Origin of the sequence: Rhodococcus sp. 14-2483-1-1 (assembly GCF_002259335.1) — a bacterium.
Taxonomy (GTDB): domain Bacteria; phylum Actinomycetota; class Actinomycetes; order Mycobacteriales; family Mycobacteriaceae; genus Rhodococcoides.
Genome location: NZ_NPFX01000005.1, coordinates 43,734 through 67,908, shown reverse-complemented (window position 1 = coordinate 67,908; position 24,175 = coordinate 43,734). Strand labels below are relative to the sequence as shown.

Here is a 24,175-nt window from a genome sequence, read left to right as displayed (position 1 = left end):
AAAGCGATGACCGAGTCTCGGTTGCACGCGGACGCGATCACGGTCGGATACGACAAGAGCGTGATCATCGAGAACTTGACCGTTGCGATTCCCGACGGCAAGTTCACCGTCATCGTCGGGCCCAACGCGTGCGGTAAATCGACGCTGCTGCGGGCGCTCTCGCGGCTGCTGAAGCCCTCCCACGGAGCCGTTCTGCTGGACGGCACGGCAATCTCGTCGTATCCGGCGAAGGAGGTGGCTCGACGCCTGGGCCTGTTGCCCCAGACCTCCATCGCCCCCGACGGTATCTCGGTGGCCGATCTCGTTGCGCGAGGACGATATCCGCATCAGAAGCTGATCCGGCAGTGGTCGACGGCTGACGAGGCTGCGGTGGCCTTGGCCATGGACGCCACCGGCGTGACGTCGCTGTCGGCCCGGCCGGTCGACGAACTGTCCGGTGGACAGCAGCAACGAGTGTGGGTGGCAATGGTTCTCGCGCAACAGACACCGCTGTTGCTCTTGGACGAGCCCACGACCTTCCTCGACATCGCCCACCAGATCGAGCTTCTCGACCTGTTGGCCACACTGCCCCGCGAGAACGGCAATACTCTGGTCGCGGTGCTGCACGACCTCAATCATGCGTGCAGGTATGCCGATCACATCATCGCGATGAAGGACGGTGCCGTGGTCACAGAAGGTCCGCCGGCCGAGATCGTCACAGCCGAGTTGGTCGAGTCGGTGTTCGGGCTGCCGTGCCGCATCATCGACGATCCGGAATCACACACTCCGTTGGTGATTCCTCGGGTGAGAACGACGACGATAGGCGATACCGCTGACGCATAGTAGGTAAGCCTTGGTTTACACTCGGCAAAACGGACCTTCGGGTTCGAGTGAAGATCTCGAAAGGATCCATCAGTGCCGAGTTGGAAGCAGCCCGAAGCCGGCCGTCGCCGTACACATACCGAGCGACGGGCCCTTCGCGTCGTTGCCCTCGCCTCGGCGGCACTCGTCGCCCTCGGCTCGGCCGCCTGCAGCTCCGAGCCCGCATCGAACGAGGGAGCGGGAACATCTACGAGTGACACCCGGGTGATCTCGACCGACCAGGGCGAGGTGACCGTTCCGGCGGACCCCCAGCGCATTGCGGTGCTGTCCGCGGGCCTGGCGGGCTACCTGTTCACTCTCGATGCTCCCGTCACCATCGCCGACACTCGGCTGCTCGGAGTGACCAATCTCGACGGCGGTTTTCCGCCGCAGTGGGCCGAGAAGGCGCAGGCACAAGGCACTCTGGAGTTGCCGGCCGGAGATCAGCTCGACCTCGAAGCCATCGCACAGGCCGCGCCCGATCTCATCATCGGTGGAGGGCAAGGCTTCGCAGCTGTTCTGGCGCAGCAATCATATGAGCAGTTGACCCAGATCGCACCGACCGTGCTGGTCCCGTCGAGCGTCACTACCTGGCAGGGCGAGCTCGAGGAGGTCGCCGAGGCTGCCGGTGAATCCGACAAGGTCGAGGCACTGATGACGGCGTACGAAGACAGGGTTTCCGAGGTGAAGGATTCGATCGCCGTTCCCGGCGCGCCGGTGTCGTACCTGCTCTCGTTGAGCACGAACGAGCCCTCGTTCATTCCGCAGACCGCGGCATTGCCGACGTTGCTCGAGTCGGTCGGATTCGAGCCCGACGACGTCATGACCAAAGCGAACAACCCGGAGCTGTACGGCTCGGGTGATTCATTTGTGGTCAGCCCCGAACTGCTCGCGCCGATCGCGAGTGCGCCGGTGATGTTCGTGGTTCCGGTTGCCGGGCGCAGTCTGGCCGAGCTGCAAGGAGATCCGGCCTACGCCGCTCTACCTGCTTTCACGTCCGGCACGGTGTACGAGCTTCCGGCCACGAGCTACCGCCCGGACTACGACGGCGTGATGGGCACGCTCGATCTCGTCCAGCAGATGTTCGCCGGATAGCCGACATCGGTACGAGACAACCGTATTCGTTCGACCGAAGGAGAGCCCTCGATGGCGGGGACCGTCCGCGAGCTTCGAGTTTTTCCGATCTGTATGCGGGAACTCGACGTACTGGCCGTGGAAGACGTGACGCCCGGGATGCGGCGCGTGGTCGTGGGCGGTCCGTCGATGGATGCGCATGTGCGTGACGGCGTCGAGCTGCCACCGGTGTGTAGCACCGGATTCGATGACGACGTCAAAGTCCTTCCGGTGGATCCGATCACCGGTAAGCTGCCGTTTCCGGTGCCCGAGAACGCGGGTGACGGAACGGTCGACTGGCCACCGGGATCGTTCCCGTACGGCAGGACCTACACGGTGCGCCGTTTCGATGACGAGCGCCGCGAGATGGCTCTCGACTTCGCCGCCCACGAGGGTGGACTGGCAGCCGACTGGGCCGACACGGTCCGGCCCGGCGAGAAGATTCTCGTTGCCGGACCCAAGCATTCGGCCGGACTGCCCGTCGGCGTCGACTGGATGTTGATCGCCGGCGACGAGACTGCGTTGCCCGCAATCGCGCACTGTCTGGAGAAGTTGCCCGCCGATCTACCTGCCACGGTGGTCATCGAGGTTTCCGAGCACGCACACCGGCAAGAGCTGACAAGCGCTGCGCCGGTGGATATCACCTGGCTCTGTCGGACCGACAGTGGCGGCGAGTCACGCTTGGTGGAGACGGTGCAGCGTGCGCAGTGGCGTCCCGGACAGCCATACCTGTGGGTGGCGGGGGAGGCGTCGACGATCAAACCCCTGCGTCGCTGGGCCAAGGTGGACAAAGAAATTGCGAAGCAATTCGTCGAGATCGCCGGGTACTGGAAGCGACGCGAGATCGCAACCGTTGGATCATCGGCGGAGTCGGCTCCCGATGCCCAGTTACATGAGTTGTCGGAGTTGTTGCCGCCGTTCGCTATTCGCACCGCCGTCACCGTCGGCATCTTCGCCGCGATCGACGGCGGGGCAGGCACGCCGTCGGACATCGCAGCCCAGTGTTCGACGCATCCCGGTGCCACCGCCAAGCTACTGCGGCATCTGGTTCTGATGGGACTGTTGACCACCGACGGCACCCGTTTCGGACTCTCCGAGATGGGTGCGCTTCTCAGCGACCCGGACGCCTTCGTCACTCGGTCGTTGAATTTCGACAGGATTCATTCACGACTGGACATGGCGTTCCTCGGCCTTCTCGACACCGTACGTAGCGGGGCGCCGGCGCGGCAGCACGGCTTCGTCGACAAGATGAGCGAGTACGGGTTCGCCGCTGACTTTCACGAAGAAGCAGCATTCGGTGCCGTGTATCTAGCGCCCGCGCTGCCCGATGCAGTCGACCTGGAGGGAATGCGGACCGTCGCAATCTACGGCGAGGGCGGTGGTGTGTACGCGGATACTCTGGCGCGCATGCACCCCGACCTGACGCTACGTCTCGTCGGACTCCCCGCTCAGGGCGATCGCACGGCAGCCGATGTGGCTCCGTCGCGTCGGGACCTGGTCGAACGCATCGACGCCAGTGAATTCGTTCCGTTGGCCGAGCCTGTCGATCTGGTGATCGCGGCCGACGTGCTCGATTCTCACCCCGACGCCGATGCCCGAGTGCTGCTGAAGGCACTGGGGAATTCGGGGCGGCGGGTGGTGCTGATCACCGACCTGCTCGATCCCGACACCACCGATGACCACGACACAGAGGACGACCTGTTGCGGCTGTGTCTGTACGGCTCGGGTCGTCGCACTGCAGCGGAAGTACGGGAGTTGGTCGTCGGGTCGGGGTTCGAGCCGCCCCGTTTCGGATCGTTGGGTTGGGGCTCGACCATCGCCGAGTTCGGCGGACATGCTTACCGGGGTTAGCCTGAGGGTTCTCGGAAGAAACGACGAGATATGTATCGAGGACGAAGATGAGTGAAGGATCGCGTGGCTTCTACTACGCCGACGTCGTTGCGGTGGAACAGCTCACGGTGCACATGGTGCGCGTGACGTTCGGCGGCGAGCATGTCGCTGCCTACCGCACCCTCGGGGTACCCGACGAGTGTGTCGGCGTCTACTTTCCACGAGAAGGGGAGGTGACGCCGCCGCCGATGACCGAGGTCGACGGCCTGTGGTGGTTCCACGGTCTGGAAAACCCACCGGAGGGCCGCAACTACACCATCCGCCGCCTCGACGAGGCGCGCGGTGAATTGACCGTCGACTTCTTCGCACACGAGGGCGGCGTCGCGGCAACCTGGGCGCAGCAGGCCACCCCGGGGCAGACGGTGCTGTTCACGCGTCCGCGATCCTGGTATTCACCTCCCGCCGACGTCGAATGGCTGCTGCTGGTCGCCGACATGACCGGGTTGCCCGCACTCGGCCGGCTCGTCGAACAGTTGCCGGCCGGGGCGAAGGCTCACGCCATCGTCGAGGTGCTCGAGCGCGGCGACATCCAATCCTTCGAAACTCCTGCCGACGTCACGTTCGATTGGCGCATCGGTTCCGGAAACGGAGACAGCGCAAGCGTTCTCGACGACGCCGCGTTGGCGTACCCGCTGCCCGAAGGACGCGGCTACGTGTGGTTCGCCGGGGAGGCGTCGTCCTCGCGTCGGGTGCGTAAGTACTTCCGTAAGGAATTGGGCTACGACATAGCGCATTTCGACATCATCGGATACTGGCGGGCCGATTCCGAGAAGTGGCTCGAGAAGTACAAGCAATACCAGGAAGAAGCGCTGGCGGTGTACAACGGCGTCATCGAATCCGGCCGCACCGAGCAGGAAGCCAGTGAGGCATTCGACGCGCTGCTCGAGCGGGTCGGGCTCTAACTACGAAATTCGTAGTTCGGCAACTCCAGCGTCGCCGCGTCGGGACCGAGGAATCTGCTCGTGACCGCCTGCACGGGTTTCGATCCGGCGAGACGAAGTACCCCGCGGAATGCGGCCACTCCCGCAGCGGTTTTCGGGTGCGCGACGCGAGGCACGCCGGGCGGCAGCTTCTGGGCCTGCTCGACGAACGGCCGCATCCGCGTCTCGAAGGCTTCGAAGCCTGCGCGATGGTCCTCGGCCCGGGCGAGTTCGCCGGCGAGGACGTAGGCACCGGTGACCGACAACGTGGTGCCCATGCCGCTCAGCGGTGTTGCGCACCAGGCGGCGTCGCCGAGCATCCCTATCCTTCCGTTCGACCAACGCGGGGCCCTCACCTGCGCGAGGTAGTCGACGTAGAGCTCCGAATCCGGTCCGAGCGAATTCACAATTCTGGGTACTTCCCAGCCGACGTCGGCGAACTTCGCCCGCAAGGCGGCAATCACCTGCTCGGTGGACGCGCCTTCGTACCCGCCGTCGTCGGACACCCAGGACAGGCTGAAACGCGTCGTGCCGAGGTTGTCCGGGCGCAGATTGGCGACTCTGGATCCGGGGGCGTTGCACCAACGCCACCAGCCGTCGTCGCTCGGTCCCTTCGGCAACACCCCATAGGCGGTGTACAGGCCGACCGGCGTGGTCTCCGCTTCGGCAGGAAACACCAGTTCTCTACTGCTGGAACGGACTCCGTCGGCGAACAGGACGAGATCGAACCTTTCCGCTGCGGTCGACGCGAACGTGACGTCCACGCCGTCGGCATCCTGAACCACGCCGACGACACGATCGCCGTACCGGTATTCGGTTCGCGGACCGGCTGATTCGACGAGAATCCGAGCGAACTCGCCGCGCAGAATCTCCAACTCCGCTGTCGGTCCGTCGTGAGATCCGTCGCCGGCCGGGAAAGCGGCAATGGTGGCGTCGTTGTCGTCGACGAATCGGGTGCCCTTCTCGGTGGTGCCGTTGGCGAGCAACGTCGCGTCCATGCCCATCCGCCGCAGCACCTCGCGGCCCGATCCACGAACATCGATGTTCTGGCCGCCGAGTCGCAAGTGCGGAGCGCGTTCGACGACGGTGACGTCGTAACCGGCCTTGTCGAGCCAGAAGGCCACGGTGGGTCCGGCGATGCTGGCACCGGTGACGAGCACTCGAGAAGTCATGGGACGGGCATGCCCGGGCGGCTGGTCGTTCAATCCCGAAAGGGAAAGTAGCTGAGCCTCACCTTGGTGGTGTACCTTCTCGGATTGTCCGGTTCATCCTTTTCGTCAGGAGTCCAGTGTTCACAGTCCGTCGTTTGGCCCTGCTCTCGTGCAGCGCAACCCTCGTCCTCGGTCTCACTGCGTGCAGCTCGGGCTCCACCGACGAGGCCGCGTCCACATCCGAGTCCGCCACCGCAGACACCGCGCTGGTGGTGTACTCCGGCCGCGGTGAAGAACTCGTCGACCCGCTGATCGAGCGTATCGGCGGCGGTATCGAGGTCGACTACTCGGGCAACACCAACGCCCAGGCCGCGAAGATCCTCGAAGAGGGCGACGCGACGCCGGCCGACGTCTTCTACGGACAGGACGCAGGCGCCCTCGGCGCTCTCGACGAGGCAGGCGCACTCGCGCCGTTGCCCGAGGACATCCTCTCGCTCGTCCCCGAGCAGTACCGCGGCACCGACGGCACCTGGGTAGCCACCTCAGCACGGGCCCGCGTGCTGGCCTACAACTCCGATTCGGTGCAGGCAGCAGACCTGCCGACCGGCATCGACGGACTGCTCGATCCCCGCTGGCGCGGACAGATCGGCTACGCACCGACCAACGCGTCGTTCCAGGCTTTCGTCACTGCCCTCCGCGTGCAGCGCGGTGAGGACGGTGCTCGCACCTGGCTCGAAGGATTCGTCGCCAACGAGCCCGTTGCGTTCGAGGGCAACGGCCCGCTGCTGACCGCCGTCAACGATGGACAGGTCGCCACCGGCCTCCTCAACCACTACTACTGGTACCCGTTCAAGGACGAGAACGGTGCCGACGCTCCCGTCGAGCTGCACTACTTCGAGCCCGGTGATCCCGGCGCACTGATCAACGTCGCCGGAGCCGGTGTGCTGGCTGCGTCGGACAACCAGGAGGCCGCATTCGACTTCGTCCGTGAGCTGCTCTCGACCGAATCGCAGACCTACTTCGCGAACGAGACCGCCGAGTACCCCGTCATCGACGGCGTCACCTCGGACTACGACCTGCCGCCGCTGTCCGACTTGGGCTCGACCGATCTCGATCTGGGCCGGCTCTCGTCCCTCGAGGAGACCCAGACCCTGCTCACCGACGTCGGAATCATCTAGTCGGTGCTCGATTCTGCACTCCAGCCGCTTCGGCGGCGCCACTTCGGCGGTCGTCCCGTTCTCGGGACGGCCGCGTTGTGCGTGGGAGCGCTGACGCTGACGCCCTTGGTGTACCTGTTCGTCCGAGCGTTCGACGGCGGTACCGAGAAAGTGCTGCGACTGCTCCTGCGGCAACGCACCCTCGATCTTGTTGTCCGGACGGCCACACTCGCACTCACCGTGGTGGTCGCCTCCGTTGTGGTGGGGGCGCTGCTGGCCTGGTTGACCGTGCGGACCGATCTACCGGGTCGACGCATCTTCTCGATGATCCTCGCGGCACCGTTGGCCATCCCGTCGTACGTCTCCGGCTACCTGTGGATCGCCGCATTTCCCTCACTTGCAGGGTTTTCCGGCGCTGCGCTGGTGCTCACGTTGTCCTGCTTCCCGTTGGTGATGTTGCCGGTGTCCGCGGCGTTCGCCACCGCGGACCCGTCGTTGGCCGAAATGTCTCGCACCCTGGGCCGCGGGGCGGTGCGCACCGCATTGACCGTCGAGTGCCGTCGCGTCGTTCCGGCGGCGGCAGCAGGTGCACTTCTGGTGGCGCTGTACACCATCAGTGACTTCGGGGCAGTTGCGCTGATGCGATACGACGCCTTCACTCTGGGCATCTACAGCGCCTACCGCGGCGGGCTCGATCGCACCGCGGCCGCTGTTCTCGGGTTGGTCCTCGTGGTGGGCGCGTTGGTGTTGACCCTCCTCGAACGGCGCGCTCGACGCGGGGCCACGGCGCGCGTGGGATCGGGTACCGACCGAACCGCGGAGCCGATCGCCCTCGGCCGATGGCGTATCCCAGCTGTCGCTGTCGTCGTTGCAGCACTGAGTGTTTCGGTGCTCGTGCCGATGCTGGCACTGGCGCGATGGCTCACTCGATCGCTGCGCTTCACCGTCGACTGGTCGGACGTGCTGGCTGTCAGCGCCAAGACAGTCCAGTACTCGGCGACTGCTGCCCTGGTGGTAGCCGTGCTCGCGTTGCCGGTCGCGCTGTTCGCGGCCAGATCCACCTCCCGAAGTGCCCGCACCGCCGAGTTGTCCACGTACATTGCGCACGGTCTCCCGGGTATCACCGTCGGACTCGCCACGGTGTTTCTCGGAATCAGGTTCCTGCCGTCGTTCTACCAGACCGCGGTACTGCTGGTGCTGGCGTACGTGGTGCTGTTCCTGCCGTTGGCCGTCGGTAGTACCAGGGCCGTCGTCGACGCCACTCCTGTTGTTCTCGAGGATGTTTCGCGAACGCTCGGCGCCGGACGTGTGCGCACCGACCTTCGGGTGACGATTCCGATCGCCGTACCCGGCATCGCCGCCGGGGCCGCGCTGGTCTTCCTGACCGTCGCCAAGGAATTGCCGGCGACCCTGATGCTGCGCCCTCGCGGAGTCGATACCCTCGCGACCACGCTGTGGTCCACCACCGAGGCGTTCCGATACGGCGAGGCGGCTCCCTATGCCGTGGCGCTGATCGTGATCTCCGTGGTTCCGACGATCGTCCTGACGCGGGCGCTGGGGCGCACGACACGGAAGCGAGTGGTACTGCGATGAGTACGATGATCTCCGATCTTGTTGCCTCCTACGGCAGTACCACGGTGTTGCACGGCATCGATCTGGATCTGGGCGACGGTGAGATGCTCGCCGTGCTCGGTCCCTCCGGCTGCGGCAAGACGACTCTGCTGAGATCGATCGCGGGCCTGCACCGTATCGATGCGGGTCGCATCACCTCCGACGGGCGCGACCTCTCCGTTGCCGGACGTGTCCAGGTACCCCCGGAGAAGCGGGGGATAGGCCTGATGCCACAGGAAGGTGGACTGTTTCCGCACCTGACGGTCCGCCGAAACATCGAATTCGGTTTGCGCACAGGGTTCGTGCGGCCGTACCTGTCCGGCCGAGCGGAGCGGTCGCGACGCGTCGACGAGATGCTCGAGCTCGTCGGACTGCCCGACGCGGGTGCGGTTCGACCCAGCGAACTCTCGGGTGGTCAGCAGCAGCGCATCGCGTTGGCGCGTGCGCTGGCTCCGGCTCCGTCGGTGGTGCTGATGGACGAGCCGTTCGCCGCTCTCGATGCAGGACTGCGCACCTCGATCAGGCAGGACGTTCGAGAATTGTTGAAGGCCAGCAAGACCGCGTCGATCCTCGTCACCCATGACCGGGCCGAAGCGCTCGGCACGGCCGATCGTGTCGCTGTACTACTGGGCGGGCGCTGCGCCCAGGTCGACACGCCGCGCGAGGTGTACGAGCGGCCGGCCACGCCCGCCGTGGCGCAATTCGTCGGCGACGCGTACTTCGTCGATGCTGTGGGCCACGGCGATTACGTCGAGACGATCCTCGGACGAATCGAGACCACCACTCGCGCAACAGGAGACGGGCAGGTTCTGCTACGCCCCGAACAGTTGGTGGTCTCGGATCCGGAGGACGGCGCATTCGTCGTCGAGCACGAGTTCTTCACCGGCCCCGAGTCCTCGGTGACCCTGCGGCACAGCGATACCGGGCTGCGACTGCGGGTCATCGCCCGCACCTCCGATCGATTCACCCCCGGCGGCGTCGTGGACGTCTCCGTGACATCTCCGGTGCACTGGTTCGAGGGCTCTGCGGACTAGGTTCGCAACTCCACGAGCGGGATCGGATTCTCCTGGCCGGGCCAGGTGCCGACCAGGTGCGGCAGCTCGGTGGCAGTAGTGTCGATCACCCGTCGGACATACAGGCGCGGTGACGTCGACGGGTGCCCACCGGTACCCCGGACCCGAGTAGTGGATTCACGTACCGTTCGAGCACCATCGGGCGAGTGCACCACCAGTTCCGCCTGATCGGCACCGTCGACGATGGCCGCGGTGGTCACTGCCACGTACACCGGATCGCCGACGCCGTCGTAGACCCAACGCGTGCCCAGTACCGAATGTTCCATCGTGGCAACGAGATAGGACTCGGCTCCGTCCACTGGGGCATTGCGATAGGTCAGGGGTACCTGAAACACCGTGCCCGACGCCGTCCGCACGAGATGGGTTTCGACGCCGACCTCCCCGGCCGGATCGTCGAAACGATATGCGCCGACGGCCTCGAGGCCGGTGATATCCCTCTGAGCTGCCCACTCCTGCGTCGGAATCCAGGCTGCAATCGCGTCCAGTTTCGAGGGAACGAGCGTGGCGCGATGAATGATGGACATACAGAGAACGCTACTTTGCCGCACGCTTCGGCATCAGTACGGCTGCGACGGTCATCAGGACGGCGGCGACCAACACTCCGATGAAGACCAGATGGATGGCGTTGGACAGTTGTTCGGGTTCGGGATCCCCCGACACTCGCGCGTTGACGATCGCGCCGAACACCGCGACGCCGACCGCGCTACCGAGGGAGCGGGCGAACATGTTGGTGGAGGTGACGACGCCGCGTTCGGCCCAATCGACGCTCGACTGTGCTGCGATCAACGTGGGGCTTGCGATCAACCCCATGCCGAGGCCGATGACGAAGCACATCGCCGCGACATGCCAGATCTGCGATTCGGCGTCGAGCAGCGTTGTCAGTGCCGCCCCGACGACGCCGATCGAGCCGCCGACGACCGCGGTTGTTCGAAAGCCGAAACGGAGGTACACCCGACCGGACTGGGATGCGGCGATCGGCCAACCGAGAGTCAGTGTGGACAGCGAGAACCCGGCGACGATGGCTCCGGTGCCGAACACCCCCTGAACGAATGTCGGCACGTAGGAGGTCAGCCCCAGAATCAGCGCGCCGACGAGCAACGAGATGAAGCTGCTGACCACCAGAACGCGCCGGGTGAACACCCACAGCGGCAGGATCGGCTCCTCGGCGCGGGACTCCACCCACGCGAACACCGCAAGCAGTAGGAAGCCCACGACGAAGATCGCGATGCTGATCGGCGAATCCCAGGCCCAGGACTGGCCGCCTTCCAGCAAGCCGAGCAACACCATCGTTGCGCCGACGGTGAGCAGAGCGGCCCCGAGGTAGTCGATCTTGGGCTTGGCGCGTTCGACGGCACCCTCCTCGAATTTGCGCAGCAGCATGAACGCCGCCAGCGCGCACAGAGGAATGTTGATGAAGAAGATCCATCGCCAGGACAGGAACTCGGAGAAGACGCCGCCGAGAGCTGGGCCGAGAACCGAGGAGATCGCCCACACGCTGGCCAGGTAGCCCTGGACTTTGGCGCGTTCGGCGAGGGTGTAGATGTCGCCGGCGATGGTGATGGACATCGGCTGTACGGCGCCCGCACCGAGTCCCTGAATCGCGCGGAAAGCGATCAGAGCAGGCATGCTCCACGCCAGGCCGCACAGAATGGAGCCGAGACAGAACATGGCGATACCGAACAGCATGATCTTCTTGCGCCCGAACAGGTCGGAGAGCTTGCCGTAGAGCGGCACCGAGACCGCCTGCGCAAGCAGGTAGATCGAGAACAACCACGGGAACTGCGCGAACCCGCCGAGGTCGCCGACGATGGTGAGCACCGCAGTGGCGATGATCGTGGCGTCCAGCGCCACCAGTGACGAGCTGAGCATCAGCGCGATCAGGATGGGACCGCGTTCGGAGCGGAATCCGATGTCCGGGGTCGATTCGGTCGTTGCCATTGCTACTCATTGTGATCCCTGCCTGCCGACGCGGCGGCACCGGCCCAGATAGTGTTGAACACCGTGCGACCATCATTGAGTAGCTACGAGCATCTGGCCGGCGGCAAGGTCCGCGATCTCTACACCATCGACGACGCGCATCTGCTGCTCGTCGCGAGCGACCGCATCTCGGCGTACGACCATATCCTCGACACCCCGATCCCGGACAAGGGACGGGTGCTGACGGCGATGAGCGTCTTCTTCTTCGAAGAACTCGGCGGCGTGAACCATCTGGCAGGCGACCCGCGAGACGAGCGCATTCCCGCCGAACTGCTCGGCCGCGCCCTGGTGGTGAAGAAGCTGAACATGGTGCCGATCGAATGCGTCGCTCGCGGCTACCTCACCGGCTCCGGTCTGGCCGATTACAACGCCACCGGAGCGGTCTGCGGAGTCGAGCTGCCGCCCGGTCTGATCGAATCGAGCAAACTCGACGAGGTGATCTTCACTCCCGCCGCAAAGGCAGCACTCGGCGATCACGACGAGAACATCACCTTCGACCAGGCCGTCGAGCAGGTCGGTGCCGAACTTGCCTTCAAATTGCGTGAGGACACCATCGAGATCTACTCGCGCGCAGCAAACTTCGCTCTGGAACGCGGAATCATTCTCGCGGACACCAAGTTCGAGTTCGGTACCGACGCCGACGGCAATCTCGTGCTCGCCGACGAGGTGCTCACTCCCGACTCTTCGCGGTACTGGCCCGCCGATTCGTACCAGGAAGGTCGCGTCCAGCCGAGCTTCGACAAGCAGTTCGTCCGCGACTGGTTGACCGGTGAATCCGGGTGGGACCGCAAGTCCGACACCCCGCCACCACCGTTGCCGGACGACATCGTCGCCGCGACACGCAACCGCTACATCGAGGCCTACGAGCGCATCTCGGGCCTGAACTTCGACGATTGGGTCACGCCATGACGATCACCCCTCCGGTTGCCAAGAAGGTGCCCCTCGAGCGCACCCATCACGGCGATACGTTCATCGACAACTACGAATGGTTGCGCGCCAAGGAAGACCCCGAGGTCATCGCGTACCTCGAGGCCGAGAATGCCTATACCGAGCAGCAGACGGCCGGACTGGAATCACTCCGCGGCAAGATCTTCGACGAGATCAAGTCCCGAACCCAGGAGACCGACCTGTCCGTGCCGACGCGCATGGGCCAGTGGTGGTACTACTCCCGCACCGTCGAGGGAAAGTCGTACGGTCTCCAATGCCGTTGCCCCGTCGACTCTCCCGACGACTGGACACCGCCGACGCTGTCTTCCGACGTGGACGTTCCCGGTGAGCAGGTCCTGCTCGACGCCAACGTCGAGGCGGAGGGTCACGACTTCTTCTCCCTCGGTGCGTTCTCGATCAGCCTCGACGGCACGCTGTTGGCGTACTCGACCGACACCGAGGGCGACGAGCGGTACACGCTGCGCTTCAAGAACCTCGACACCGGAGAACTGCTGGCCGACACCATCGAGAACGTCGCGCCGGGAGCCACCTGGACCGCCGACGCCACGCACGTCTTCTACCTGACGGTGGACGAATCCTGGCGTCCCGACACCGTGTGGCGACACACCCTCGGTAAGGCCGAGGACGTCAAGGTCTTCCACGAGCCCGACGAAAGCTACTGGGTCGGCTTCGGTTCCACCCGTAGCGAGAAGTATCTGATGATCTGGGTCGGTTCCAAGATCACCTCCGAGTGCCTCGTGCTGGAATCCACCGATCCCGAGGGCGAGTTCCGCGTCGTACTCCCGCGCACGGACGGCATCGAGTACAGCATCGAACACGCCGTCGTGGCCGGTGAGGATCGTTTCCTCATCACCCACAACGGATCGGTCAACGGCTGGGGTACCGAGGGGGAGAAGGCCGAGAACTTCCTGCTCGCCGAGGCCCCGGTCTCCGACCCGCTCGATCAGCGCACCCTTGTTCCTCATCGCGACGACGTCCGAGTCGAGGACATCGATGCCTTCGCCGGCCACCTGATCTTCACCTACCGGCGAGAAGCGTTGACCCGCATGGCGATCTGGCCCCTGACCGACGAGGGATACGGCGAATACCGCGAGCTCGAGTTCGACGAGGAGCTCTATTCGGTCGGAGCCGGCTCGAACCCCGAATGGGACCAGCCGCTGCTGCGGATGGTCTACACCTCGTTCATCACCCCCGGTCAGGTCTACGACCTCGACATCGCCAGTGGTGAACTGCTACTCCGCAAATCGCAGCCGGTTCTCGGCAAGTTCGATGCCGGTGACTATGTGCAGCACCGAGATTGGGCCACCGCGCCGGACGGAACGCAGATTCCGCTGTCGGTCATTGCTCGCAAGGACGTCCCCGAGGGTCCTGCTCCCACGTTGCTGTACGGCTACGGATCGTACGAGGCGTCGATGGACCCGTCGTTCTCGGTGGCGCGGTTGTCTCTACTCGACCGCGGCATCGTGTTCGTCGTCGCACACGTGCGCGGCGGCGGCGAGATGGGTCGGCACTGGTACGACAACGGCAAGACGCTGAAGAAGAAGAACACGTTCACCGACTTCGTCGCTGCCGCACAGCATCTCATCGACACCGGCCGCACCTCACCGAAGCATCTGGTCGCCGACGGCGGTAGCGCAGGCGGTCTGCTGATGGGTGCGGTGGCCAACTTGGCACCGGAGCTGTTCAACGGAATCCTCGCCAACGTTCCGTTCGTCGATCCGCTCACCTCCATCCTCGACCCGTCACTGCCGCTGACGGTCATCGAATGGGACGAGTGGGGAAACCCGTTGGCGGACAAGGAGGTGTACGAATACATGAAGTCGTACAGTCCCTACGAGAACGTCGAGGCCAAGGACTACCCGTCGATCCTGGCGATCACGTCCATCAACGACACCCGCGTCCTGTACGTCGAGCCCGCCAAATGGGTTGCGGCCCTTCGTGCAACCAAGACCGGTGACTCGGACCTGTTGCTCAAGACCGAAATGAGCGCTGGCCACGGGGGAGTGAGCGGACGCTACGAGAAGTGGAAGGAAGCGGCTTTCGAGTACGCGTGGATCGTGAGCGCCTCCGGCGCACGTGCATAGAAACTCGTAGCCTGCTACGAGTTTCCGTTCACATGCGGCGCAGCCGCTCTAACGCCACACGTAGCGGACCTGCGGTCGCCCGGCTTTACCGTATTCGGTGTGCCGGGTGACCAGGCCGTCGTCGGCCAGACGCTCGAGGTATCGCCATGCCGTCACTCGGGACACTCCGACGACTTTCGCGGCCTCGGATGCGTTGAGTCCGTCGGCCGATTCCTTGACGGAGGCGGTGATGCCGTCCATCGTCTGCGGGGCAATGCCTTTGGGGGTGGAGACGCGTTCGTCGGCCGTCCGCAGATGCGCCATCGCACGGTCGATGTCTCGCTGACTGGACGCGTTCTCGCCGGCCGGTAACGCATCGTGAAATTCTCGGTAGCGCTCGAGCTTGTCGCGAAACGCAGCGAACGTGAACGGCTTGAGCAGATACAGCACGATGCCGTGCGCCACGGCCGAACGCACAACCGACAGATCCCGCTCCGAGGTGATGGCGATGACGTCGGGGCTCGGGCGCAGGCCGCCGAGGGCTGCGGCCACGTCGATGCCACTCGCGTCGGGCAGCCCGATGTCGAGCAACACCAGATCGACGGACTCGGTGCTGGCGAATCTCATGGCAGCAGCACCGGTGTGTGCGACGCCCGCAACCTCGAAGCCCGGGGTGCGCTCGACGTACGTCTTGTGAGCCTCGGCGATCAGCGGTTCGTCGTCGACGATCAGTACCTTGATCACGACGGAGATCCGGGGATGGTGGCGATCATGACAGAGCCGTACGTCACCTCGGATGTCAGGGTGCCGCGATGGCGACCGATCACCTGAGTCACCAGGGCCAGGCCCAGCCCGCGTGACCCGGACTTGGTCGAGTAGCCGCGCCGCAGAGCCGCTTTCAACGTCTCCGGTGGCATTCCGGGACCGCTGTCGGCCACGCGGACGACGAGTTCGCCGTCGGCATCACGGACGGTCACTTCGACCCACGGCTGATCGGATTCTTTCGAGGCATCGATGGCATTGTCTATCAGATTGCCTACCAGCGTGACCAATTCGCGAGCCGTCAATACCCCTTCGTCCTCCATCGCGGTGTCGTCGGTGATGGTGAGTTCCACGCCCTGCTCGGCAGCTTGACTGACCTTGCCCAGTAGCAGAGCCGCGAGTGCAGGCTCGCCGACGGCGTTCATCAGCCGGTCGATGAGGGATTGCGAGAGCTCCAGATCGGCCGTCGCGAACTCCACGGCTTCCTCGGGTCGGCCGAGTTCGACCATCGTGATGACCGTGTGCAGCCTGTTGGCCGATTCGTGAGCCTGCGAACGCAGCGACTCGGCGAAACTACGCACCGAGTCGAGTTCACCCATCAGCGAACGTAATTCGGTCTGATCGCGGATTGTCAGCACATTGCCCAGTCGCCTGCCCTCCCACATCACCGGATCCTGATTGACGACGAGAACACGATCCTTCGTCAGATGCAGTTCACCGCGCACGATGCCGGTGTCCATCTGCTGCATCGACTCCGGCAATGACGCGAGCGAGACCGGGCCCTCCGGTAGGTCGAGGAGGCGTCGAGCCTCGTCGTTGACCAACTCGGCCTCGTCGCCGCGGCCGAATACCAACAGACCTTCACCGATGGAGTGCAGGACGGCGTCGTGATGTTCGTACATCGTGCGCAGCTCAGCCGGGGCCATGCCCAGTGTCTGACGCCGGAGTCTGCGGCTGAGCAATGTCGATCCCACAGCGGCGACGACGAAGGCGGCGAGCACGACCCCGATGATGAGCGGTAGCCCCTGAAAGAATTGGTCGCTGATCTTCTGGCGAGTGACTCCGGCGGAGACGAGGCCGACGATGTCGCCGGACGAGTCGGTGACCGGGGTGACCGACCGAATCGAGGGGCCGAGGGACCCGACGTAGGTTTCGGTGAACGTTTCGCCCCGCAGCGCACGGTCGATGTTGCCGCTGAAGGGCTTGCCGATCAGGTCGACGGTGGTGTGCGTGAAACGAGTGCGATCCGGGGCCATGACGACGATGAAGTCGACGCCCGTCACCTGCCTGATCTTCTCGGTTTCCGGTTGCAGACGCGAGGTCGGATCGTCGGATTCGATGGCCAGCGGCGTCGACGGTTCGTTGGCGATGCTCACAGCGATCGCCGTGACTTCGCGTCGGGTCGCGTCGTCGCTGTTGGACCGTTCGTTGAGCACCGTCAGGATGCCGCCGGCGAACACGACGACCGCCATGACTACGAGCTGCAGCACCAGCACCTGGCCGGCGACGCTCAGCGGACGTTTGGTGGACAACGGATTCCTTTCGCGCAAGAACGATCGGTGTGAACGAAATGAACGTATAGGTGACTCCTGTCACTGCGTGCAGCAACATCATCTCTCAGCAGGGGTGATGCACCTCACTCCACTCCCAGTAGTTACGAAGTCCGCAGTTCGACTCGCGCTTCACTTGAACCAGAAGGAACACTCATGAGTATCAGCACCGATGCTGAGCGGTTCGACAACCCGCCCACCGAGCCCAAGAAGAAGCGCGACAAGACTCATTGGCTCTACATCGCGGTGATCATCGCCGTGATCGCCGGAGTCGTCGTCGGATTGCTGTGGAAGGACTTCGGTGTCGAGCTGGCAGTGCTCGGCACGCTGTTCGTCAGCCTGATCAAGATGATGATCAGCCCGGTCATCTTCTGCACCATCGTGCTCGGCATCGGTTCGGTCCGTGCCGCAGCCAGCGTCGGCAAGGTCGGCGGCCTTGCGCTGGCGTACTTCCTCAGCATGTCGACCATCGCGCTCGGTATCGGCATGGTCGTCGGCAACCTGATCCAGCCCGGTGACGGTCTGGACATCCCGGCCAGCGGCGGAGCCGATGACCTCGTCAAGACCGCCGAGGCGGCCGGCGGCACGATGGACTTCATCGCCGGAATCATTCCGACATCGCTGCTGTCCTCGCTCACCGCAGGCTCGGTGCTGCAGACGCTGTTCGTCGCCATCCTTGTCGGCTTCGCCTTGCAGGCCATGGGCAAGAGCGGCGAAGGCATCCTCAAGGGCATCGGCGCAGTGCAGAAGCTCGTCTTCCGCATCCTGACCATGATCCTGTGGCTCGCCCCGATCGGTGCTTTCGGCGCCATCGCCGGTGTTGTCGGCAAGACCGGGTTCGACGCAGTCCTGCAGCTCGGCACCCTGATGCTCGCCTTCTACATCACCTGCTTCATCTTCGTCTTCTTCTTCCTCGGACTGATCCTGCGCTTCGTCACCGGCTTCTCGATCTTCAAGCTGGTCAAGTACCTGGCCCGTGAGTACCTGCTCATCGTCGCCACCAGCTCCTCCGAGTCGGCCCTGCCGCGTCTGATCGCCAAGATGGAACACGTCGGTGTCGAGCGCACCACCGTCGGCATCGTCGTCCCCACCGGCTACTCCTTCAACCTCGACGGCACCGCGATCTACCTGACGATGGCCTCGATCTTCATCGCCGACGCCATGAACCTGCCGCTGTCGATCCCCGAGCAGTTCTCGCTGCTGCTGTTCATGATCATCGCTTCCAAGGGTGCAGCCGGAGTGTCCGGAGCCGGCCTGGCCACACTGGCCGGCGGTCTCGAAAGCCATGCTCCGCAGCTGCTCGACGGAGTGCCGATCATCGTCGGAATCGACCGCTTCATGTCCGAGGCTCGTGCAGTCACGAACTTCTCCGGGAACGCTGTCGCCACCCTGCTCATCGGCACCTGGACCAAGACGCTCGACAAGGATCGGGTCAACACGGTCCTCGACGGCAACCTGCCGTTCGACGAGGAGACCATGGTCGACGATCACCTCCCCGAGGACGAGCGACCTGCCGACAAGCAGGTCATCATCGAAAAGCACGCCGCCAAGGCGTAAGGCCTGCCGGGCGCCGCGCATCCCCCCGTCGCCCGGTTCGGAAAAACGCAAGTACGACCCCGCCACCAGCGGGGTCGTACTTGCTTTTGTACGTCGGTTCCATTCTGTCGGTACTCACAGGTAAGTTCGGGTGATGACTGAAGTTCAGAACATCGGCATCAACACGCTGGGTGGTGCGCCCACCTCGCTCGACGAGTACGCCGGAAGGGCCGTTCTCGTGGTCAATGTCGCCTCCAAGTGTGGACTGACCCCGCAGTACGAAAAGCTCGAGAAGCTCGCCAACGAATACTCGGCCCGCGGCCTCTCGGTCGTCGGAGTGCCCTGCAACCAGTTCGGTGGCCAGGAACCCGGCACCGCCGAAGAAATCGAAACTTTCTGCTCCACCACGTACGGCGTCACGTTCGCAATGACCGAGAAGGTCGACGTCAACGGTGACAACCAGCACCCGTTGTACGCCGAACTGACCAAGACCGAGGACGCCGAAGGCAAGGCCGGAGACGTTCAGTGGAACTTCGAGAAGTTCCTGATCTCGCCCGAGGGCGTCGTCACCGATCGCTTCCGTCCGCGCACCGAGCCGGACGCTCCCGAGGTGCTCGCCGCGATCGACAAGATCCTGCCGAAGGAAACGATCGCCGTTTAGCTTCTGTCTGCATCGACTTCGAGCCTCGTTCACGCTGGTGTGCGAGGCTCGAGTCATGTCTGGACGCCTGATCGTGTCGGTGAGCGGAATCAAGAACGACACCTACGAGCATGCCGCCGAGTTCGCACGAATTCTCGACGGACGAGGCGTCCCGTTGTCGCTGCTCGTCGCACCGCGATTGAAAGACAAATACCGACTTGCTGCGGACGTGCCGACCCAGGAGTGGTTGCGGGCGCGACGCGACGGCGGTGACGCGATCGTCCTGCACGGCTACGACCAGGCCGCGACGAAGCGTCGACGCTCCGAGTTCGCCGCACTGCCTCGTCACGAAGCTCGACTGCGCCTGATGGCGGCAGACCGTGTGATGGAACAGACCGGACTGCGCACCAGAGTGTTCGCCGCTCCGCGCTGGATCGCCTCACCCGGAGCCGTGGAAGCTCTACCCGATGCAGGCTTCCGAATGTTGGCTGCGCTGAACGGGATTCACGACCTCGACCGCGACGGCGTCGTCCGCGCCCGAGTCTGGGGAATCGGCGAAGGCTTCAAAGCCGAGCCCTGGTGGTTCAAAGCTCTGGTACTCGGGGCCGGCCGCACCGCGCGCCGCGAGGGAGTGGTGCGCCTGGCGATCAGTGCCAAACAACTCGGTCGACCGGGGCCGCGACAGGCAATCCTCGATGCCATCGACCTCTCCCTGCACCACGGAGCCGAAGCCGGGGTCTACGAATGGATCCCGCGAACCAAAGCCCGCGTGGCGTAGTTTCTCTGCACCCCTGCCCCGCGCCCCTCGGCTGCGACACATCCTTCTGGAGCCTCCTTTCGGGATCAATGTGGGTTTCAGTCGCTTGGACTGCAACAAAGGCGCATTGATCCGAACGGGGTGGGTGCGGTCGTAGACTCGCAACAATGAGTGCCTCGACCGTGAACCTCGACGACATCGTTGCCGCACATCGCCACATGCGTGAACGCAATCCGCTGGTGCAGTGCCTGACCAACACCGTCTCGGTTCAGTTCGTGGCGAATGCGCTGTTGGCCGCGGGTGCCGCTCCGGCGATGGTGGACAACCCAGAGGAAGCGGCCGGTTTCGCGGAGATCGCCGACGCGGTCCTGGTCAATCTCGGAACTCCGACGGCGGCGCAGGTGGAGAGTTCTCGCCTGGCGTCGGCCGCTGCGAGAGAAGCGGGCAAGCCATGGGTTCTCGACCCGGTGGGGGCGGGCGGTCTGCCGTGGCGTACCCAGGTGGCTGTCGAGCTACTTGCCAACCACCCCAGTGTCATTCGCGCGAATGCGTCCGAGGTCATGGGTCTGGCGGGCGCTGACGGCGGATCGAGAGGGGTGGATTCGTCTGCGCGCGTTGCGGATTCCGTCGATGCGGCGCGATCACTGCTGGATCGGGCCGAGATCGTGGCGGCCTCGGGGGAAGTCGACCACATCGTCGGGCAAGGATCCTTGGTGAAGCTCGGCGGCGGAAGTGCACTGCTGCAACGGGTTACGGCTACCGGGTGTGCGTTGGGTGCACTGACTGCGGCGTACTGCTCCGTGTCACCGAATTCGCTGATCGGTGCCGTCGCCGCGCACGCGCATGTTGCGGTGGCGTCGGAGATAGCGGCGCAGTCGACCTCGCGGCCGGGATCCTTCGCTGCCGCGTTCCTCGATGGCCTGGACACGGTGGACGAGTCGGCACTGCGGGAGCTGGTTCGGCTCGACTGACGGGTGCAACGGTTGCTCCACTGTGCGGCGACATCCGCGGAAACACTGCGGAGCGTACGACGAGTGGAGCAAAAATCGCCTGCGCCGTGAAGGTAACGGCCCCTTGATCGAAATGTGATGTAACACAACACGTTTACGCGCGGACATACCTGGCGTCCCGCAAATCGAACCAGGTGGTCTTATGAAACGACTTCTTCTCGTCACCATCACTGCGCTCAGCCTCGTCGCGTGCGGCAACTCGGACGAACCGGTCACAGCGACGGCCACCGGTGCGCCCACCTCGAACGCCCAGCCCCAGCCCGTACAGCCACAGGACCAGCCCGATGCGACCCAGCCGGTAGCCGCGGGCGAGGATGCGGATCCCAACGGTCCGGTCGACTCGAACACCGAAGAGCTTCCCGAGAACAACTCCATTCCCGACGCCACCGCACCTGTGACCTGCCTCGACGTGTCGTCCAGCTCGGTGGCCGAAGCCGTGAACTCGCTGCCGCTGGTCTTCGCCGATTCACCGTGGGTCGCGACGCGGATGGGCGACCCGTGTGCGTCGTTCACCTGGGTCGAAGCCCTGCCGTACGGCGCGACGGTCAGCTCGCCGACACATCTGCTCTTCTTTCACGACGCCGAGTACCTCGGCACCGCGACGCTCGAGCCGTACGGGTTCACGTCGGTGGCGGCCCAGTCCGCCGACACGATCACAGTGAACTACCGCTGGCCACTCGCCGGTGACGCGAATGCGAACCCTACCGGCGGCCCGGTGACGATCGACTATCGGTGGGACGGGACGCAGGTGACCATGATCGGCACCCTTCCGCCCGAGGTATCCGGCTAGATCGAGACGGACGATTCCTTGGAAAGCTCGCGGAATTCGGCGTCGGACATGTCCTTGAAGCGGCCGTAGTACGCGCCGGTCGCCTGGTCGGCGATCACTGCCTGATGAATGGGGAACGCCATCTTCGGAGCCACCGCACGCAGGAACTCGACCGTCTCGGACAGCTTCGACCACGGTGCGGCCGCGGGGAGCGCGAGTACGTCGACCTGCTGCTCGGGGACGAAGAGCGAGTCGCCGGGATGGAACAGCTGGCCCGGGTTCTCCGGAGTGCCGAGCAGGTAGCCGGTGTTGTCGATCTCCGGCAGTTCGGGATGGATGACGGCGTGGGTTCCGCCGACGCCGGTGACCGTGATGCCTCCGACCGCGAAGGCCTTGCCTGCGGGAGCCGCCGCCCACTGGCCGCCCAATTGGCCCGCAGTCATCGGATCGGCATGCAGTGCCGCTCGCGGATTTGCCTCGACCAGAGCCGGAAGTCGTTGCAGATCGACGTGATCCGGGTGCTGATGGGTGACGAGGATGGCATCGAGTCCGGTGATGCCCTCGAACCCGTGGGAGAACGTGCCGGGATCGAACAGCACGGTGGTGCCGTTGAGTTCGACGAGAACGCAGGAATGTCCGAAGTGTGTCAGCCGCATGGACTCCACAGTAAGCGCGGTTTCGCGCCTCCCGCCAGGGCTGCGTAGACTCCCACCTGCCGGTAACAGTCTTGCTGTACGTATTTCAAGGAGCGCTTTCGTGGCCCGAGTCGTTGTCGATGTCATGCCCAAGGCCGAGATTCTCGATCCGCAGGGTCAAGCGATCGCGGGCGCGCTGGGTCGTCTGGGTATCTCCGGTGTATCCGACGTGCGACAGGGCAAGCGTTTCGAGCTCGAGGTCGACGACTCCGTCGACGACGCCGAGCTGGAGAAGATCGCAGAGTCGCTGCTGGCCAATACGGTCATCGAAGACTGGACGGTCACTCGCGTGTCGGTAGAGCCCGCCGCATGAGCGCCCGTATCGGAGTCATCACCTTCCCCGGGACCCTCGACGACGTCGACGCCTCCCGCGCAGTCACCCTGGCCGGCGGAGAAGCCGTCAGCCTGTGGCATGCCGACGCCGATCTGAAGAACGTCGACGCCATCGTCGTCCCCGGCGGATTCTCCTACGGCGACTACCTGCGGGCCGGCGCAATTGCCAGATTCGCCCCCGTGATGGAGTCCGTCGTGAAAGCAGCCGAGGGCGGTATGCCGGTTCTCGGTATCTGCAACGGCTTTCAGGTGCTCTGCGAGGTGGGACTGCTTCCCGGTGCGTTGACCCGCAACGAAGGGCTGCACTTCGTGTGCCGCGATCAGTGGCTGGCAGTGGAGAACACCGACACCGCGTGGTCGTCGCGCTACGAGCCCGGTGCCGAGATACTGATCCCGGTCAAGAACGCCGAGGGTCGATTCCAAGCACCGCAGAACGTGCTCGACGAGCTCGAGGGTGAGGGTCGCGTCGTGTTCCGCTACAGCGGCACCAACCCGAACGGATCGCAGCGGGGGATCGCCGGCATTTCCTCCGCCAACGGTCGAGTCGTCGGTCTGATGCCGCATCCCGAACACGCAACCGAGCCACTGACGGGTCCGAGCGACGACGGCTTGGGCATCTTCTATTCGGCACTGGACACGATCGTCAACGCCTGACCCCAATCTGTCGGTGGTGGCGGTTATTGTGCCGCCATGACACTGACGTTGGGCATGATCACGTTCGACACCACCGATCCTGGGCCGCTCGCGCACTGGTGGGCGACGCAGGTCGACGGCACGATCGTGGAGGAGAACGACGGCTGGTTCTACGTCGTCGCGCTCGCCGCGGCCCCGTACCGAATGGCCTTTCAGAAGATCGACGATCCGACGCCCGGCAAGAATCGTGTCCACCTCGACATGACCACCGAGAATCTCGACGGTGAGGTCGTGCGGTTGGTCGAGGCCGGTGCGAGCGAAGTTGCGCAACACACCATGGGCGACTTTCGCTGGGTGACGCTGAGCGACCCCGACGGCAACGTGTTCTGCGTGTCCGGTTCGCATTGAGAATCGAATGCCGGCCCAGGCATGGGCGACCCTCGTTGCGGGCCGATCTGAACGTCGCGCACTGGCGCAACCGCACAAAACCGAGGACACTGACGGCGAGAGCGAGCAGGAGGACCTGCGATGACCACCACGGACGAACGCAAGATGAAGGTCGGACGACCGGAGGTCGCCGCGGCGGCTGCTCGCGCATCGATCGCAATCCGTGAACGCAGCGGACGTGATGTGCCGCAGTGGATCCGCGACGCCGCAGCGGGTCGACCTACCACCCCGCCGCCCGAATAGCGCGTCCTATCAGGACACGAGCGCCCACCATTCCGTCTCTGGAATGCGGGCGTTCGT

Annotated in this window: 24 protein-coding genes; 18 read left to right on the top strand and 6 right to left on the bottom strand. The window is 64.6% G+C overall.

What is annotated here, in order from left to right; genetic code table 11:
- The first annotated feature begins 6 nt into the window (after positions 1-6).
- The 4 genes from CH294_RS03920 (at position 7) to CH294_RS03905 (ending at position 4,745) form a co-directional block, all read left to right on the top strand.
- Positions 7-822, top strand: coding sequence for an ABC transporter ATP-binding protein (locus CH294_RS03920; RefSeq protein WP_094737057.1), 816 nt, complete (start codon positions 7-9; stop codon positions 820-822).
- A 72-nt stretch (positions 823-894) separates the two neighbouring features.
- Entirely contained in the window at positions 895-1,935 is a 1,041-nt protein-coding gene (locus tag CH294_RS03915) for an ABC transporter substrate-binding protein (RefSeq protein ID WP_052078010.1), read from the top strand.
- A gap of 51 nt (positions 1,936-1,986) precedes the next feature.
- Positions 1,987-3,804 carry a siderophore-interacting protein gene (locus CH294_RS03910; RefSeq protein ID WP_094737056.1) on the top strand — a complete coding sequence of 606 codons (1,818 nt, stop codon included), beginning with the start codon at positions 1,987-1,989 and terminating at the stop codon, positions 3,802-3,804.
- 47 nt (positions 3,805-3,851) lie between these two features.
- Entirely contained in the window at positions 3,852-4,745 is an 894-nt protein-coding gene (locus tag CH294_RS03905) for a siderophore-interacting protein (protein ID WP_094737055.1), read from the top strand.
- Here CH294_RS03905 and CH294_RS03900 read toward each other — a convergent pair.
- Positions 4,742-5,935 carry an FAD-dependent monooxygenase gene (locus CH294_RS03900; protein WP_094737054.1) on the bottom strand — a complete coding sequence of 398 codons (1,194 nt, stop codon included), beginning with the start codon at positions 5,933-5,935 and terminating at the stop codon, positions 4,742-4,744. The two genes, CH294_RS03905 and CH294_RS03900, sit on opposite strands and share 4 nt — an antisense overlap.
- Positions 5,936-6,051: 116 nt before the next feature.
- Between CH294_RS03900 and CH294_RS03895 the strand changes: the two genes are divergently transcribed.
- The 3 genes from CH294_RS03895 to CH294_RS03885 are packed head-to-tail and all read left to right on the top strand — an operon-like array spanning position 6,052 to position 9,716.
- Positions 6,052-7,092 carry an iron ABC transporter substrate-binding protein gene (locus CH294_RS03895; protein ID WP_032405755.1) on the top strand — a complete coding sequence of 347 codons (1,041 nt, stop codon included), beginning with the start codon at positions 6,052-6,054 and terminating at the stop codon, positions 7,090-7,092.
- A 3-nt stretch (positions 7,093-7,095) separates the two neighbouring features.
- A complete protein-coding gene (locus tag CH294_RS03890; RefSeq protein ID WP_249305029.1) occupies positions 7,096-8,664 on the top strand; it encodes an ABC transporter permease subunit in 1,569 nt (522 codons plus the stop codon).
- A complete protein-coding gene (locus tag CH294_RS03885) occupies positions 8,661-9,716 on the top strand; it encodes an ABC transporter ATP-binding protein (RefSeq protein ID WP_032405756.1) in 1,056 nt (351 codons plus the stop codon). Before CH294_RS03890 ends, CH294_RS03885 begins: the two co-directional genes overlap by 4 nt.
- On the opposite strand, the gene CH294_RS03880 is transcribed toward CH294_RS03885, so the two are convergent.
- The gene (locus tag CH294_RS03880) at positions 9,713-10,279 is read right to left on the bottom strand and encodes a hypothetical protein (RefSeq protein ID WP_094737053.1); all 567 of its coding nucleotides are present in this window, start codon (positions 10,277-10,279) and stop codon (positions 9,713-9,715) included. The genes CH294_RS03885 and CH294_RS03880 overlap by 4 nt on opposite strands.
- Positions 10,280-10,289: 10 nt before the next feature.
- Positions 10,290-11,693, bottom strand: a complete 1,404-nt coding sequence (locus CH294_RS03875) for an MDR family MFS transporter (RefSeq protein ID WP_094737052.1) — start codon at positions 11,691-11,693, stop codon at positions 10,290-10,292.
- A gap of 63 nt (positions 11,694-11,756) precedes the next feature.
- Between CH294_RS03875 and CH294_RS03870 the strand changes: the two genes are divergently transcribed.
- Both CH294_RS03870 and CH294_RS03865 read left to right on the top strand, forming a co-directional pair.
- Positions 11,757-12,641 (top strand): phosphoribosylaminoimidazolesuccinocarboxamide synthase, encoded by an 885-nt coding sequence (locus CH294_RS03870; protein WP_094737180.1) that lies wholly within the window; start codon positions 11,757-11,759, stop codon positions 12,639-12,641.
- Complete coding sequence (locus CH294_RS03865) at positions 12,638-14,764, top strand: S9 family peptidase (protein ID WP_094737051.1); 2,127 nt, start codon at positions 12,638-12,640, stop codon at positions 14,762-14,764. The genes CH294_RS03870 and CH294_RS03865 overlap by 4 nt, the downstream gene beginning before the upstream one ends.
- Before the next feature lie 48 nt (positions 14,765-14,812).
- Here the strand turns inward: CH294_RS03865 and CH294_RS03860 are convergent, their stop codons facing one another.
- Together CH294_RS03860 and CH294_RS03855 are read right to left on the bottom strand one after the other, a co-directional pair.
- Positions 14,813-15,487, bottom strand: a complete 675-nt coding sequence (locus CH294_RS03860; protein ID WP_032376361.1) for a response regulator — start codon at positions 15,485-15,487, stop codon at positions 14,813-14,815.
- The gene (locus CH294_RS03855) at positions 15,484-16,977 is read right to left on the bottom strand and encodes a sensor histidine kinase (protein ID WP_249305062.1); all 1,494 of its coding nucleotides are present in this window, start codon (positions 16,975-16,977) and stop codon (positions 15,484-15,486) included. The genes CH294_RS03860 and CH294_RS03855 overlap by 4 nt, the downstream gene beginning before the upstream one ends.
- Positions 16,978-17,211: 234 nt before the next feature.
- Here CH294_RS03855 and CH294_RS03850 point away from each other — a divergent pair, with 234 nt between their 5' ends.
- From CH294_RS03850 to CH294_RS03830, 5 genes are all read left to right on the top strand, one after another.
- Positions 17,212-18,612 (top strand): cation:dicarboxylase symporter family transporter, encoded by a 1,401-nt coding sequence (locus CH294_RS03850; RefSeq protein WP_094608457.1) that lies wholly within the window; start codon positions 17,212-17,214, stop codon positions 18,610-18,612.
- A 133-nt stretch (positions 18,613-18,745) separates the two neighbouring features.
- A complete protein-coding gene (locus CH294_RS03845) occupies positions 18,746-19,252 on the top strand; it encodes a glutathione peroxidase (protein ID WP_032376363.1) in 507 nt (168 codons plus the stop codon).
- Between the two features lie 55 nt (positions 19,253-19,307).
- Positions 19,308-20,009, top strand: coding sequence for a DUF2334 domain-containing protein (locus CH294_RS03840; protein WP_094737178.1), 702 nt, complete (start codon positions 19,308-19,310; stop codon positions 20,007-20,009).
- A 146-nt stretch (positions 20,010-20,155) separates the two neighbouring features.
- Positions 20,156-20,959, top strand: coding sequence for a hydroxyethylthiazole kinase (gene thiM, locus CH294_RS03835; RefSeq protein ID WP_170944576.1), 804 nt, complete (start codon positions 20,156-20,158; stop codon positions 20,957-20,959).
- 181 nt (positions 20,960-21,140) lie between these two features.
- Positions 21,141-21,788, top strand: coding sequence for an LppP/LprE family lipoprotein (locus CH294_RS03830; RefSeq protein WP_094737050.1), 648 nt, complete (start codon positions 21,141-21,143; stop codon positions 21,786-21,788).
- On the opposite strand, the gene CH294_RS03825 is transcribed toward CH294_RS03830, so the two are convergent.
- Positions 21,785-22,423, bottom strand: coding sequence for an MBL fold metallo-hydrolase (locus tag CH294_RS03825; RefSeq protein WP_094737049.1), 639 nt, complete (start codon positions 22,421-22,423; stop codon positions 21,785-21,787). The genes CH294_RS03830 and CH294_RS03825 overlap by 4 nt on opposite strands.
- Positions 22,424-22,523: 100 nt before the next feature.
- Here CH294_RS03825 and purS point away from each other — a divergent pair, with 100 nt between their 5' ends.
- The 4 genes from purS to CH294_RS27365 all read left to right on the top strand — a co-directional run bounded on the left by purS (position 22,524) and on the right by CH294_RS27365 (position 24,118).
- Entirely contained in the window at positions 22,524-22,775 is a 252-nt protein-coding gene (gene purS / locus CH294_RS03820; RefSeq protein ID WP_032376367.1) for a phosphoribosylformylglycinamidine synthase subunit PurS, read from the top strand.
- On the top strand, positions 22,772-23,449 hold the full coding sequence (gene purQ, locus CH294_RS03815; protein WP_032376368.1) for a phosphoribosylformylglycinamidine synthase subunit PurQ: 678 nt from the start codon (positions 22,772-22,774) through the stop codon (positions 23,447-23,449). Before purS ends, purQ begins: the two co-directional genes overlap by 4 nt.
- 36 nt (positions 23,450-23,485) lie before the next feature.
- A complete protein-coding gene (locus tag CH294_RS03810; RefSeq protein ID WP_094737048.1) occupies positions 23,486-23,836 on the top strand; it encodes a VOC family protein in 351 nt (116 codons plus the stop codon).
- 120 nt (positions 23,837-23,956) lie between these two features.
- Complete coding sequence (locus CH294_RS27365; protein WP_155292588.1) at positions 23,957-24,118, top strand: hypothetical protein; 162 nt, start codon at positions 23,957-23,959, stop codon at positions 24,116-24,118.
- Positions 24,119-24,175 lie beyond the last annotated feature (57 nt).

What these genes read in the sequence shown, in the direction of transcription:
- CH294_RS27365 (WP_155292588.1), top strand. Translation starts at nt 23,957, where the DNA reads ATGACCACCACGGACGAACGCAAGATGAAGGTCGGACGACCGGAGGTC.
- CH294_RS03910 (WP_094737056.1), top strand. Translation starts at nt 1,987, where the DNA reads ATGGCGGGGACCGTCCGCGAGCTTCGAGTTTTTCCGATCTGTATGCGG.
- CH294_RS03920 (WP_094737057.1), top strand. Translation starts at nt 7, where the DNA reads ATGACCGAGTCTCGGTTGCACGCGGACGCGATCACGGTCGGATACGAC.
- CH294_RS03810 (WP_094737048.1), top strand. Translation starts at nt 23,486, where the DNA reads ATGACACTGACGTTGGGCATGATCACGTTCGACACCACCGATCCTGGG.
- CH294_RS03875 (WP_094737052.1), bottom strand. Translation starts at nt 11,693, where the DNA reads ATGGCAACGACCGAATCGACCCCGGACATCGGATTCCGCTCCGAACGC.
- thiM (WP_170944576.1), top strand. Translation starts at nt 20,156, where the DNA reads ATGAGTGCCTCGACCGTGAACCTCGACGACATCGTTGCCGCACATCGC.
- CH294_RS03905 (WP_094737055.1), top strand. Translation starts at nt 3,852, where the DNA reads ATGAGTGAAGGATCGCGTGGCTTCTACTACGCCGACGTCGTTGCGGTG.
- CH294_RS03865 (WP_094737051.1), top strand. Translation starts at nt 12,638, where the DNA reads ATGACGATCACCCCTCCGGTTGCCAAGAAGGTGCCCCTCGAGCGCACC.
- purQ (WP_032376368.1), top strand. Translation starts at nt 22,772, where the DNA reads ATGAGCGCCCGTATCGGAGTCATCACCTTCCCCGGGACCCTCGACGAC.
- CH294_RS03880 (WP_094737053.1), bottom strand. Translation starts at nt 10,279, where the DNA reads ATGTCCATCATTCATCGCGCCACGCTCGTTCCCTCGAAACTGGACGCG.
- CH294_RS03830 (WP_094737050.1), top strand. Translation starts at nt 21,141, where the DNA reads ATGAAACGACTTCTTCTCGTCACCATCACTGCGCTCAGCCTCGTCGCG.
- CH294_RS03840 (WP_094737178.1), top strand. Translation starts at nt 19,308, where the DNA reads ATGTCTGGACGCCTGATCGTGTCGGTGAGCGGAATCAAGAACGACACC.
- CH294_RS03825 (WP_094737049.1), bottom strand. Translation starts at nt 22,423, where the DNA reads ATGCGGCTGACACACTTCGGACATTCCTGCGTTCTCGTCGAACTCAAC.
- CH294_RS03885 (WP_032405756.1), top strand. Translation starts at nt 8,661, where the DNA reads ATGAGTACGATGATCTCCGATCTTGTTGCCTCCTACGGCAGTACCACG.
- CH294_RS03850 (WP_094608457.1), top strand. Translation starts at nt 17,212, where the DNA reads ATGAGTATCAGCACCGATGCTGAGCGGTTCGACAACCCGCCCACCGAG.
- CH294_RS03900 (WP_094737054.1), bottom strand. Translation starts at nt 5,935, where the DNA reads ATGACTTCTCGAGTGCTCGTCACCGGTGCCAGCATCGCCGGACCCACC.
- CH294_RS03855 (WP_249305062.1), bottom strand. Translation starts at nt 16,977, where the DNA reads ATGGCGGTCGTCGTGTTCGCCGGCGGCATCCTGACGGTGCTCAACGAA.
- CH294_RS03845 (WP_032376363.1), top strand. Translation starts at nt 18,746, where the DNA reads ATGACTGAAGTTCAGAACATCGGCATCAACACGCTGGGTGGTGCGCCC.